This is a genomic window from Embleya sp. NPDC050154, from assembly GCF_044460165.1.
Classification (GTDB): Bacteria; Actinomycetota; Actinomycetes; order Streptomycetales; family Streptomycetaceae; genus Embleya.
Genome location: NZ_JBITJP010000012.1, coordinates 241852 through 254336 on the forward strand (window position 1 = coordinate 241852; position 12485 = coordinate 254336).

Annotated in this window: 11 protein-coding genes; 9 read left to right on the forward strand and 2 right to left on the reverse strand. The window is 69.3% G+C overall.

Annotated elements, in window-relative coordinates; all coding sequences use genetic code 11:
- Positions 1–25 precede the first annotated feature (25 nt).
- The 4 genes from hemB to ACIBSV_RS25870 all read left to right on the forward strand — a co-directional run bounded on the left by hemB (position 26) and on the right by ACIBSV_RS25870 (position 3915).
- Positions 26–1024, forward strand: a complete 999-nt coding sequence (gene hemB / locus ACIBSV_RS25855; protein ID WP_395866912.1) for a porphobilinogen synthase — start codon at positions 26–28, stop codon at positions 1022–1024.
- A gap of 143 nt (positions 1025–1167) precedes the next feature.
- Positions 1168–1788: a Uma2 family endonuclease gene (locus tag ACIBSV_RS25860; protein WP_395866914.1), complete on the forward strand. Its 621-nt coding sequence runs from the start codon at positions 1168–1170 to the stop codon at positions 1786–1788.
- Positions 1789–2801: 1013 nt separating this feature from the next.
- Entirely contained in the window at positions 2802–3233 is a 432-nt protein-coding gene (locus ACIBSV_RS25865) for a DUF4260 family protein (RefSeq protein WP_395866916.1), read from the forward strand.
- Positions 3226–3915 (forward strand): TetR/AcrR family transcriptional regulator, encoded by a 690-nt coding sequence (locus ACIBSV_RS25870; RefSeq protein WP_395866917.1) that lies wholly within the window; start codon positions 3226–3228, stop codon positions 3913–3915. The genes ACIBSV_RS25865 and ACIBSV_RS25870 overlap by 8 nt, the downstream gene beginning before the upstream one ends.
- A gap of 314 nt (positions 3916–4229) precedes the next feature.
- Here the strand turns inward: ACIBSV_RS25870 and ACIBSV_RS25875 are convergent, their stop codons facing one another.
- Entirely contained in the window at positions 4230–4622 is a 393-nt protein-coding gene (locus ACIBSV_RS25875) for a Rieske (2Fe-2S) protein (protein WP_395866919.1), read from the reverse strand.
- A gap of 221 nt (positions 4623–4843) precedes the next feature.
- Between ACIBSV_RS25875 and ACIBSV_RS25880 the strand changes: the two genes are divergently transcribed.
- Positions 4844–6406: a class I adenylate-forming enzyme family protein gene (locus tag ACIBSV_RS25880; RefSeq protein WP_395866921.1), complete on the forward strand. Its 1563-nt coding sequence runs from the start codon at positions 4844–4846 to the stop codon at positions 6404–6406.
- Positions 6407–6615: 209 nt separating this feature from the next.
- Here ACIBSV_RS25880 and ACIBSV_RS25885 read toward each other — a convergent pair whose 3' ends face one another.
- Positions 6616–7230: a cysteine hydrolase gene (locus tag ACIBSV_RS25885; protein WP_395866922.1), complete on the reverse strand. Its 615-nt coding sequence runs from the start codon at positions 7228–7230 to the stop codon at positions 6616–6618.
- Between the two features lie 99 nt (positions 7231–7329).
- Between ACIBSV_RS25885 and ACIBSV_RS25890 the strand changes: the two genes are divergently transcribed.
- From ACIBSV_RS25890 to ACIBSV_RS25905, 4 genes are all read left to right on the forward strand, one after another.
- Positions 7330–8595, forward strand: a complete 1266-nt coding sequence (locus ACIBSV_RS25890; RefSeq protein WP_395866924.1) for an amidohydrolase family protein — start codon at positions 7330–7332, stop codon at positions 8593–8595.
- A 175-nt stretch (positions 8596–8770) separates the two neighbouring features.
- Positions 8771–9679 (forward strand): SDR family oxidoreductase, encoded by a 909-nt coding sequence (locus tag ACIBSV_RS25895; RefSeq protein WP_395866925.1) that lies wholly within the window; start codon positions 8771–8773, stop codon positions 9677–9679.
- A gap of 251 nt (positions 9680–9930) precedes the next feature.
- Positions 9931–11118 carry an acyl-CoA dehydrogenase gene (locus tag ACIBSV_RS25900; RefSeq protein ID WP_395866927.1) on the forward strand — a complete coding sequence of 396 codons (1188 nt, stop codon included), beginning with the start codon at positions 9931–9933 and terminating at the stop codon, positions 11116–11118.
- A gap of 171 nt (positions 11119–11289) precedes the next feature.
- Positions 11290–12276: an acyl-CoA dehydrogenase family protein gene (locus tag ACIBSV_RS25905; RefSeq protein ID WP_395866929.1), complete on the forward strand. Its 987-nt coding sequence runs from the start codon at positions 11290–11292 to the stop codon at positions 12274–12276.
- Positions 12277–12485 lie beyond the last annotated feature (209 nt).

Consider the following 12485-nt stretch of genomic DNA (forward strand, 5'->3'; position numbering starts at 1 on the left):
GCATGAGGAAGGCCGAGTAGTTCCGATGTCGTACCAGGCTGACGCATCGTCAGGGTTTCCCGCGCACCGTCCCCGGCGGTTGCGCACGTCCCCGGCGGTGCGCCGCCTGGTCGCGGAGACCCGGCTGCATCCCGCCGACCTGATCCTGCCGCTGTTCGTGCGCGAGGGTGTGCGCGAACCGGTGCCGATCTCGTCGATGCCGGGCGTTGTGCAACACACGCGCGATTCGCTGCGCAAGGCCGCGCACGACGCGGTCGCGGCGGGGGTCGGCGGGCTGATGTTGTTCGGCATCCCGACGGTCAAGGACGCGGTCGGCTCGGCCGGCTTCGACCCCGAGGGCGTGCTCCAGGTCGCCATCCGCGACGTGGTGGCCGAGGTGGGCGCCGACGCGGTGGTGATGTCCGACCTGTGTCTGGACGAGTTCACCGACCACGGGCACTGCGGTGTGTTGGCCGCGGACGGCTCGGTGGACAACGACGCGACGCTGGAGGCGTACGCGCGGATGGCCGTCGTACAGGCCGACGCGGGCGTGCACATGGTCGGCCCCAGCGGCATGATGGACGGTCAGGTCGGGGTGGTCCGGCGGGCGTTGGACGGCGCCGGGTATCAGGACGTGTCGATCCTGGCGTACAGCGTGAAGTACGCGTCGGGCTTCTACGGTCCGTTCCGCGAGGCGGTCGAATCCACGCTCAAGGGCGACCGGATGACCTACCAGCAGGACCCGGCCAACGCCGAGGAGTCCGTGCGCGAGGTCCTGTTGGACGTGGCCGAGGGCGCGGACCTGGTGATGGTCAAGCCCGCGATGTCGTACCTGGACATCGTCCGGCAAATCGCCGACGAGGTGCACGTGCCGGTCGCGGCGTACCAGGTCAGCGGCGAGTACGCGATGGTCGAGGCGGCGGCGGCGAACGGCTGGATCGACCGGGACCGGGTGGTGCTGGAGACGCTGACCTCGATCAAGCGGGCGGGGGCTTCGTCGATCCTGACGTATTGGGCTGCCGAGGTGGCGCGGAAGCTGCGCTGATGGTGCCGATGCGGCGTCGTCACTCGATCGGTTGATCGACATCGATCCGGACTCACGATGGCACGGCTGCCGGTTACGGTCGAGCGAAAGCTTGTCCGCTACCGGCGACCCGTGGTCCGGACTGGGTCAGGAGGTGTTTTCCGATGGCGATCGCGACGCATGAGTTTCATGTGACTGCTTCCGGCTTCGACGCGCTCGACGATGTGCTCTGGCAAGCGTGGAACGAGATGACGCTGCCCGAGGGACTGCGTGCCGAGATCATCGAAGGAGCCATCGAGGTGTCTCCCACCGGGTCCCGGCGCCATGGGAAGGTAGCGAACCGTCTGCGTGACGCGCTTGGGGATCACTTGGACGCGGATGATTCGCTCGCGGCCTACCAGGACATCAACGTCATTTGTCGCCGCAAGGTGTATATCCCGGATGTTTTCGTGGCTCCCGAGGATGTGGACGAGGCTCCGGATCCCGACGGGCTCGGCGTGTCCGCATCGGGTGTGATCCTGGTTGCCGAGATCGTGTCACCCGGGCGAGAGGCCGGGGCACGCGATCGAGACCGCAAGCGTCGCGCCTATGCCGAGGCCGGCATCGACGTCTACGTGATCATCGATGACTTCGATGAGGACGGGGTCGTTACGGTGCTGAGCAAGCCGGACGCTGTCAAGGGCGAGTACGGAATGGTGATTCGGGCGGCCTACGGAACTGTGGCCACCATTCCGGACGGCCCGCTGAAGGGCTTTGCGATCGGTCCGGAGATCACCGCCCGCTGATTCGGCGTCAGGAGCGTAGTCGGGTCAGGGTTGTCGGCGGCAGGTGCCGGCCAGGAGGGCCCGTGCTGCGGCGACTTCGGTGATCACCTGTTCGTCGGTGGTCGCGAGTGCCCGCGGGCGTTCGCGACCGGGCTGCGCGAGGTTGTGGGTCGCGTGGCCGGTGAGGTGGTCGTCGGGTGAGATTGCTGGGTGGCCCGGCCCGTAGTGCCCGTAGTGCCCGTAGCGCCCGTTGTGCCGGTTGTTCGGGCTTGGGTTCGCACTCGGGTTCGGGGGCTTGGGCTGGGGCTGGGGTGGTCACTCGTACGTGGGATTTTCGGGGGTTCGCTCGGGGTGATCCACTGGGCGGCGCCAACCTTGCGCCATGGCCAACTCTCGGTTCGCGGCGCGGTGTCTGCTGGTGGCATGTGTGTGCGTGCCGGCTGCTGGGGCCTGCGGTACGGCGGGCGCCGAGGGTGGTGGGCGGGCGGTCGTCGAGGTCGAGTCCGGTGGGGGTTCGGGCGGCGCACGGTACGAGGCGCGGGTTGGGCGGACGGGCGCCGGGTACGCGCCGGGGAGTGAGCGCTTCGAGGGGTCCGGGATGGCGCAGGGCCGGTGGTGAGGGTCGGGGGTGTCACCAAACCGCCGACGAAACCGACGAATCCGCGGCCACCTCGGCCTCCGGCGACCAAACCGCCGAAGCCGCCTGTGCCCAAGCCGCCGGTGTTGGGGTCGTCGGTGTCGAAGTGGTCGGCGCTGCGGTTGTTGGTGCTGGACCCGCCGGAATCGGCGGTGTCAGGGGTGCCGGTGGGGTCGACGCAGTGGCCGATTGCCGGATTGGTGATCGGGCTCGCGCCGGCTTTGCTGATATCGGTCGGGTCCGTGGCGCTTGTCGTCCCCAGGTCGGGAGTCGGTGGGCACGCGCGACGTTCGTGAGGGGACGAGAATGCCGTCGAGACTTGACGGCTAACGGTGTTAGCCGGATGATGGACGCGAGCGGCTAACATTGTTAGCCTCAGGCGAACGGAGGCGGCGGCATGAGCACCATTGCGCACACGGGAATCGGTGGCTCGGCCGTGGTCCGACGGATCCGACGCGGAGCGTGGATCGCGTTGACGTTGTTCCTGGCCGCCTTCGCGGTGTTCGAGAGCGTGAAGTACGGCTTCGTCACCTCGGCGGCGGCGCTGCTCTTCTTCGTGCTGCCCGACCTGACCATGTTCATCGGCGCCACGGACGCGGCGCGCGACGGTACGCACCAGCCCGGTCGGCTCCAGCCGCGCGCGGTGCCGTTCTACAACGCGCTGCACCGGGCCTGGGTCCCGCTGATCGTGCTGGTCGCGTACACCGTCACGCCCGTCGTCTGGCCGCCGCTGTTCACCGCCGGCCTCGGCTGGCTCACCCACATCGCGATGGACCGTGCCGCCGGGTACGGACTGCGCACTCCGGAAGGATTCCGCAAGCATGTCTGACGTGTTGTCATCGCCCCTCAGCGCCAGGGCTCGCGAGATCGTGGTCGCCGCGCGGGAACTCCTGGAGGGGGAGGGTCCGGATGCGGTGTCGATGCGGCGGATCGCGGACCGGATCGGCATCAAGGCGCCGTCGTTGTACAAGCATTTCCCGGACAAGTCCGCGGTCGAGAACGCACTGATCGCCCAGGGCATGGCCGAACTCGCGGAGGCGCTGGAGGCCGTCGAGGTGGCGGACGGTCCGGGCGATCGGGGGGCCGATGGCGTAGTCGGCGGGGCCGGCGGGGCCGGGGCGGGCAGTCGGGCGGGTGGCCCAGCGGCCGGGGGCGGCTCGTCCGGAGCGGCGAGTGCGGGTCGGGTGGCCGACGTGGTTCGGGGTGAGGGGCGGATCGCGGCGCTGGCGGGGGCGTACCGCGCGTACGCGCTGGCCCATCCGGATCTGTATCGACTGATGAGTGACCGGCCCCTGGACCGCGGCGCGTTGCCGGCGGGACTGGAGGCTCGCGCGGCGGCGCCACTGGTGCGAGCCGTGGGCGGCGACGCCGACGCCGCGCGTGCCGTATGGGGCTTCGCCCACGGCATGGTCGCGTTGGAACTGGCCGGCCGCTTTCCACCGGGTGCGGACCTCTCCGGAGCCTGGACCAAGGGCTGCGGCGCCTTTTCCGCGTACCCGACCGCGATCTGAGCGCGCGGTTGTCGGCTTCAAACGCCGGCCGGGCTGGGTGGGGCGTCGGTTGGGTTGGGGTGGCCTCAAACGCCGGCCGGGCTGAATTGGGTGGCTCGGGCTGTGGGCGTGGGTCGGGTGGGTGGTACTGAGTGGCCTCGCGTTTTTCGGGTGAGGCGGCTTTTTGGGCTTGGGGCCGCCAAGTGGTCGGGGGCCGCTCGGGTTCAAGCGCCCGTCGTTGCCTGCCCGCCTGCCCGCCGTCGCAGGCCGACGTCCGTCGCGCGGTGCTGCCTTCTCGTCGCCGGCCTGTGGTTTGGGAGCCGTGGCTCGGGGGGTCAGGGGGAGTCGAGGGGCGGAGTGGGGTTGGGGCAGGGGGATTTCTGGGCTTTGCGGGTGGGGCGGGGAGTGGGGGAGTGGTAGAGGAGGCCGTCTTGGAGCCAGGAGGTGTAGGTGTGGAGGGGGCGGCAGGGGAGTCGGCCGGTGGAGCGGCCGGTGGCCAGTTCGAAGGTGGCTTTGTGGGCCGGGCAGGTGAGGTGTTCGTTGGTCAGGGTGCCTCTGGAGAGGATCGCGCCGGCGTGGGGGCAGCGGTCCTCGAAGACGTGGACCGTGTCGCCGTGGCGCAGGATCGCGACCGGGGGGCTGGTGGCGACCCGGGTCGGGACGTCCTCGGGGAGGCTCGCGAGCGGGCCCAGGCACACCGGCGGGCGCTCCCGGCGGAAGGGTGACATTTTGCCCCCGGGGTAGGCGGTACCGCCCCAGGTTAGGCAGTCCCGGGTCGGTTGGCCAGTACTCGATCAAGCTTGCGAACGATCCGGTTGTGATGCGCGTGACCACGCGAAGTCTTTCTTCCCGCAAAGCTTCTGACGTACCGTCAGGTCAGCACCCGGGCGCTGGCCCCGCCATGCCCGGGCTCCGTACCCCCGGCCCCGGCTTCCCGCGCGGAGGACACGTGTCTGACCCGATCTACGACGCCACCACTCTCTGGGAGCTGGTGGAGCGCCGCGCGGCGGCGACTCCCGATGTGCCCATGTTGCTCGACCCGGAGGACCGTACGGTCACCTTCGGTGAGTTCAAGGCGTGGGCGGAGCGCGTGGCCGCGGGCTATCACGCGCTCGGTGTCACCGCCGGTACCCGCGTGACCTGGCAGTTGACCACGCGGATCGAGTCCATCGTGGTCTCCTTCGCGCTGGCTCGACTGGGCGCGGTGCAGAACCCGATCATCCCGTTCTACCGGGAGAAGGAGGTCGGCTTCTGTCTGCGGCAGACCGGCGCCGAGTTCTTCCTGTGTCCGCGTAGCTGGAAGGGCTTCGACTTCCTGGCGATGGGCGAGTCGCTCGCGAAGGACATGGCGCAGCCGCCGACCGTGTTGGTGGCGTACGACGAGCTGCCCGAGGGCGACCCGGCCGGGCTCCCGGCCGCGCCGACCGACGGGGACGAGGTGCGCTGGCTCTACTACACCTCCGGCACCACCTCCGACCCGAAGGGTGTGCAGCACAGCGACTCCACGCTGCTCGCGGGCGGCAAGGGCCTGGCCGTCGCGCTCGACATGTCGCGGTCCGACGTCGGCTCGATCGCCTTCCCGTACGCGCACATCGCGGGCCCGGACTACATCGTCACGGTGCTCGCCTCCGGTTTCCCGGCCGTGATCGTGGAGAACTTCGACCCGGCCGGCGTGGTGCCCGTGTACAAGCGGCTCGGCGTCACCATGGTCGGCGGCTCGACCGCGTTCTACGTCGCGTTCCTGAACGAACAGCGCAAGCAGCCCGGCGAGAAGATCATCCCGACGCTGCGGATCGTCTCGGGCGGCGGCGCGCCCAAGCCGCCGGAGCTGGTCGCCGAGGTTCGCGACGAGATGCGGGCGATCCTGTGCCACGGATACGGGATGACCGAGGTCCCGATGATCGCCCAGGGCGGCCCGCACGACTCCGAGGACCAGCGTTCGTACACCGAGGGCAAGCCTGTCACCGGTATTCAGGTGCGGATCGCCCGGGCCGACGGGAGCGTCGCGGAGACCGGCGAGGAGGGCGAGGTCCGGCTGCGCGGGCCGATGGTGTTCAAGGGGTACACCGACCCCGCGCTGACCGCCGACGCGTTCGACGAGGACGGTTTCTTCCGTACCGGCGACCTGGGCAGGCTGCGGGCCGACGGACACCTCTCGCTCACCGGTCGGCTCAAGGACGTGATCATCCGGAAGGGTGAGAACATCTCGGCCCGCGAGATCGAGGATCTGCTCTTCGCCCATCCGAAGGTCGCCGACGCGGCGGTGATCGGCCTGGTCGATCGCGAGCGCGGCGAGCGGGTGTGCGCCGTGGTCGAGCGGCAACCGGGTGAGGCCGACCTGGAGTTCGCCGAGATGGTCGGATACCTGCGCGAGGCCGGGTTGATGACGCAGAAGATCCCGGAGCAGTTGGAACTGGTCGACGCGTTGCCCCGGAACGAGACGCTGCGCAAGGTGTTGAAGTTCAAGCTTCGTGAGGAGTACGACAAGAAGCCCTGGACGCCCGATCGCTGACGGCCGGTCAGCCGTAGCCGCCCGGAGCGATTCTTCGATCGGGCGCTCTTCGATCGGGTCTGCTCCGGATCGGGCCCCACCCCCGGATCGGGCCTCCCCGGATCGGTGTTCGCCCGATCGGGTGCTTCCCGAATCGGGTGTTTCTCGGATCAGGCGTTCCGCGCTTCGCCTGATGCCCCGTCACCGACACGGTGACGGGGCATCAGGTTTCAGTTCCAGGCGGCCAGTACGGCGTCCACCGTGGTGATCGTGGCGATCGCGTTGAAGGTGTTCGCGAGCACCGCCTCGGCGTATTCGGGGGGAAATCCGGCCACCGCCTCGCGCGGGATGACGAACTGGAATCCGGCGTTGACCGCGTCCATCGCGAAGTTGAGCATCCCGACGTTGAGCGAGACGCCGACGCCCACGATCGTGCGTACGCCCATGTTCCGCAGTACCGCGGCCAATCCGGTGTCGGCCATCGGGCCGAGCCCGTGATAGCGGGAAAGCACCAGGTCGGAGGGCTCGACGGTGATTCCGTCGGCCACGTCCGCGGCGGGTGAACCCGGTTCCAACAGGATCGGTGCCTTGGCCGCGGCGCCGAACATCCGGGCGTTGGTGTTGGCGCCCAGACCGTCCGGCCGGCGGACCGCGAGGCAGTGCACGACCGGGAGTTCGGCCCTGCGGGCGGCCTTCGCGAGTCGGTCGACGGCCGGAATCAGCTCCCCGGTGTGGGCGGTCAGCGCGGGGAATACCGCGTGTGCGCCGATCACTCCGTTCTGGCATTCCTGGGTGATCAACGCGGTGTGCCCGGGGGCGATCAGTTCTTCGAGGCGCAGGGCCATCCGTGATTCTCCTGACGTTGAGTCAGCTTGTGGTTCCCTCCGCCCAGAGATTACGCTAAATCTGACGGTCCATCAGATTTCAGTGAGCGGGAGGGGCCGATGAGCACCAACCAGCCCGGACAGGCTGCCACGCGGTCCGGAAACTCCTTCGGTGAACTGCCGAAGATCATCAGCGTGGATGACCATGTCATCGAGCCGGCACATCTGTTCGAGCGCTGGTTGCCGAAGAAGTACCACGAGCGTGGCCCCAAGCCGGTCACCACCGGCATCGGCACGCTGGAGTACACCGGGGCGAGCTACAAGATCACCACCGACCCCGACGGCCCGCCGGCCGACTGGTGGTTCTACGAGGACCTGCGCTTCCCGTACAAGCGCAACATCGCCGCCGTCGGCTTCAGTCGCGACGAGATGACCCTGGAGGGCATCACGCGCGCCGAGATGCGCCCCGGGTTGTACGACCCGGCCGAGCGGCTCAAGGACATGGACGTCAACCATGTCGAAGCCTCGCTGTGCTTCCCGACCTTCCCGCGTTTTTGCGGCCAGACCTTCTCGGAGGCCGCGGACAAGGAGGTCGCGCTCGCGTGCGTGCGCGCCTACAACGACTGGATGGTCGAGGAGTGGTGCGGCGACTCCGGGGGTCGGCTGATCCCGCTGATCATCATCCCGCTGTGGGACGTGCGGCTCGCGGTCGAGGAGGTCGAGCGCAACCGGGCGCGCGGCGTCACCGCCGTGTGCTTCTCCGAGATCCCGGCGTTCCTGGGCCTGCCCAGCATCCACACCGGCTACTGGGACCCGTTCTTCCAGGTCTGCGCGGACCTGGGCGTGACGATCAACATGCACATCGGCTCGTCCTCGACGATGCCCGCCGCCTCGCCGGACGCGCCCGCGGCCGTGCAGGCGTCGCTGAGCTTCAACAACGCGATGGCCTCGATGGCCGACTTCATCTTCGCGGGCATCCCGGCCCGGTTCCCAAAGATCAAACTGGCCTACTCCGAGGGTCAGATGGGCTGGATCCCGTACGCGCTGGAGCGGATGGACGACGTCTGGTTGGAGCACCGCGCGTGGGCCGTCACCGGTGAGGTGCTGCCCGAAGCGCCGTCGTACTACTTCCGGCGGAACATGTTCGCGTGCTTCTTCCGGGACCGGCACGGGGTGAACTCGCTCGACGTGATCGGCGAGGACAACGTCACGTTCGAGACCGACTATCCGCACGTCGACTCCACGTGGCCGCACACCAAGAAGATCGCCGAGGAGCACCTCGCCGGGCTGAGCGAGGAGACGGTCTACAAGATCATCCGGGGCAACGCGATCCGGATGCTCGACCTCGACTTCGACAAGGGGCGGGTGGCCGCGACCGCGGTCTGAGTCGGGTTCGCGCCGGGATTCCTCGGGATCTCGTCGGTTTTCGGCGGGCCCGGTCGGGCTCGGTCGGGTTTTGGGTTCAGCGGCAAGGGGCGGCTCGTCGAATTCTCGGCGGGCCGCTTCCGAGGTATTCCGACTCGCGTCGGCACACGTCGTCAGTACACCGGAGGGGCCTGGAATGAGTGGGATCTGCGAGGGACGCGTCGTCATCGTCACCGGTGCCGGCGGCGGCATCGGGCGCGAGCACGCGCTGGCGTTCGCCCGTGAGGGCGCGCACGTGGTGGTCAACGACATCGGCGCCTCGCGCCAGGGCGACGGCCGTTCGCTCGGACCGGCCCAGCAGGTCGTGGCCGACATCGAGGCGCTGGGCGGCAAGGCGGTGATCAACGCGGACGACGTCGCGGACTGGGCGGGCGCGGAGCGCCTGGTACAGACCGCCATCGACGCGTTCGGCCGGCTGGACGTCGTGGTCAACAACGCGGGCTTCCTGCGCGACCGGATGCTGGTCTCGCTCGGCGAGGACGAGTTCGACGCGGTGGTACGGGTGCACCTCAAGGGCCACTTCGCGGTGATGCGGCACGCCGGCGCGTACTGGCGTGCGCGGGCCAAGGCGGGCGACACGATCGACGCGCGGCTGATCAACACCACGTCCGGCGCGGGCCTGATGGGCTCGGTCGGGCAGGGCAACTACGCCGCGGCCAAGGCCGGCATCACGTGCCTGACCCAGATCGCGGCGGTGGAGATGGGCCGGTACGGGGTGACCGCCAACGCGATCGCGCCCGCCGCGCGGACCCGGATGACCGAGGAAGCGATGCCGGACATGGTGCGCAAGCCCGAGGACGGCAGCTTCGATTTCTACGACCCGGCGAACATCTCGCCGCTGGTGGTCTGGCTCGGCTCGGCGCAGTCGCGCGAGGTGACCGGTCGGGTGTTCGAGGTCGAGGGCGACAAGGTCTCGGTCGCGACCGGCTGGCAGCACGGTCCCGAGGCGAGCGCGGGTCGGCGCTGGGAGCCGGCCGAGCTCGGTCCGGTGGTGGCGAAGTTGATCGACGAGGCGCCGACGCCGACGCCTGTGTATGGGGCGTGAGTTTGGGGTTGGGGCTCGGGGCCTGGGCTGAGGACTTGGGGTTCGGGCTCAGGGGCTCGTCCTCGGGGGCTTGGGTTGGGAGCTCGTCCTCGGGGGCTTGGGTTGGGAGCCCGGGTTCGGGCTCGGGGGGCTCGGGCCGAGGGGCTCGGGGCTCAGGGGTTGGGCTCGGGGGCTTGGGCTGGGCCTGGGGTCTTCGCTTTTTTGTTTTCCGGTCTTGGGGCCGGCCCGACTGTTCGTGACAGGGAGTCGAGATGGACCTCCGGTATACCGAGGCCGAGGAGAGATTTCGCGCGGAACTGCGCGCGTGGCTCGATCGGGCCATCCCGCTGCTGCCCGCCAAGCCCGATCGCAACGACTGGCCGGGGCGGCGGGCGTATGACACCGCCTGGCAGCGGCTGTTGTTCGAGGCCGGCTACGCGGGCCTGCACTGGTCGGTCGAGGCGGGCGGCAAGGGTGCCACGCCGACCGAACACCTGATCTTCCTGGAGGAGACCGAGCGGGCGGGCGCGCCGTACGTGGGCGCCAACTTCGTCGGCCTGCTGCACGCGGGACCGACCATCGACGCGGCCGGCACCGAGGAACAGCGTCGCCGCTACCTCCCGGGGATCCTGCGCGGCGACGACGTGTGGTGCCAGGGCTTCTCCGAACCGGGCGCGGGCAGCGACCTGGCGTCGCTGCGTACCCGGGCCGTCCGGGACGGCGACGACTACGTCGTCAACGGCTCGAAGATCTGGACCTCGCACGCCGAAGTGGCCGACTACTGCGAGATGTTGGTACGTACCGACCCGGACGCGCCGAAGCACAAGGGGATCACCTGGCTGATCGTGCCGATGGACACGCCGGGCATCACCATCCGTCCGCTGGAGACGGTGATGGGCACGTCGGAGTTCGCCGAGGTGTTCTTCGACGACGTACGCGTGCCGGTGGCCAACCGGGTCGGCGAGGAGAACGACGGCTGGCGGGTCACCATGGTCACCCTGTCGTTCGAGCGCGGTACCGCGTTCGTCAGCGAAGTGGTGGCCTGCCAGCGCTTGTTGCGCGAACTCGCGGCACTGGCCAAGAAGGTGACGCGACGTCAGGCAAGTGCCTGGGACGATCTCGCGTTGCGGCGCGAACTGGGGCACCTGACGGCGGAGTTCGAAGCGCTGTGGGCGTTGACCAAGTGGAACGTGTCCGAGGCGCAGCGCTCCGGCGTGCCCGGGGTCGGCGGTTCGGTGTTCAAGCTGCGGTTCTCCGAGACGAAGCAGAAGGTGTACGACCTGGCGCATCGGCTGCTGGGTCGGGCGGCCCTGGCCGTGGACGACGTCGCGGGGCTGCCCGGCGGCACGCTGATGGACGAGCGGCTGTCGTCGCTGTCGTACACGATCGCGGCGGGTACGTCGCAGATTCAGCGCAACATCGTGGGCGAGCGCATCCTCGGCCTGCCGAAGGAACGGTGATCGGGCGTGGGTTGCCGGCTGGGGGTCGAGGGGCGACCGGACGGGGATTTCCGGCCGAGCGTGGAGGGGCGACCGGGCGTGGGTTGCCGGCTGCGCAATGGGGTGGATTTCCGGCTGGGCACGGAACGGTCGGGCATGGACTTTCGGCTGAGCAAGGAACGGTGATCGGACATGGATTTCCAGCTGAGTGAGGACCAGCGCGATCTGCGGTCCGGGGTGCGGGAGTTCTGCGAGGGTCGGTTCGACCGGGAGCGCATGCGGAAGCTGGTCGACACCGCGCCGGTACCCGGGATGGTGGACCGCGCGCTGTGGCGGGAACTGGCCGAGACCGGCTTCTTCTCGCTGCGGATCGCGGAGGAGGCGGGCGGCGTCGGGCTGGGGGTGGCCGAGGCCGCGCTGGTGTACGAGGAGGCGGGTCGGGTGTTGTTGCCCGGGCCGTTGGTGGCCACGCATCTGGCGGCCTCGCTGCCCGGGGACCTGGGGACGGACGCGGCCTCGGGGGATGCGGTGGTCGGTTTGATCGAGGGCGACTCGTGGCCCTTGCTGGTCGAGCATCTGGACGCGTTGGACTGTTTGTTGGTGCTCACCGATGAGGGCATTCGGCTGGTCGACCCGAAGCATGTGCGCGGTGAGCGGGTCGCGCATCCGGTGGATCCGTTCACGCCGGTGACCTCGGTGGACGAGCTGCCGGTGGGCGAGTTGGTGGCCGATGCTCTCGTTGCTGAGCAGTGGCGCCGAATCGGAGCGGTGCTCACGGCGGCGCTTCAGCTCGGGATCGCGGGGCGGCTCACCGAGTTGGCCACGCAGTATGCCAAGGAGCGGGAGCAGTTCGGGCGGGTGATCGGCAGCTTCCAGGCGGTCAAGCACCTGTGCGCGGACATGCTGGTGCGGACCGAGATCGCGCGGGCCGCGGTGTATGCGGCGGCCGTGACGCTGGATGATCCGGCGGTGGGCGATCCGGAGGTCGCGGTACTCACGGCGAAGGTGATGGGGGACGACGCGGCGACGCGGAATGGGAAGGACGCCACGCAGGTGTATGGCGGGATGGGGTTCACCTGGGAGGTGGACGTGCACCTGTATCTGAAGCGGGCGTGGGTGCATGCGACGCAATTCGGTGGGGCGGAGGAGAACGAAGAGGCGTTGGCGGGGATGCTCTAGCCGGTGGGCGCGGGGTGGGATTTGGGGTTGGTTGGCCTCATGCGCGGGTCGGGCAGGGTTGGCCTCAAGCGCCGGCCGGGCTGATGTTGGCTGGGCGGTGTTGGTTGGTTGGGTGGGGTCGCCTTGTGTGTCGGGTGGGGCGGGGGACTTCAGTTTTGGCGCATTGGCCCGGATTTCGGAGGAGTGGCAGCGCGCGGTGCGGTCGTGGT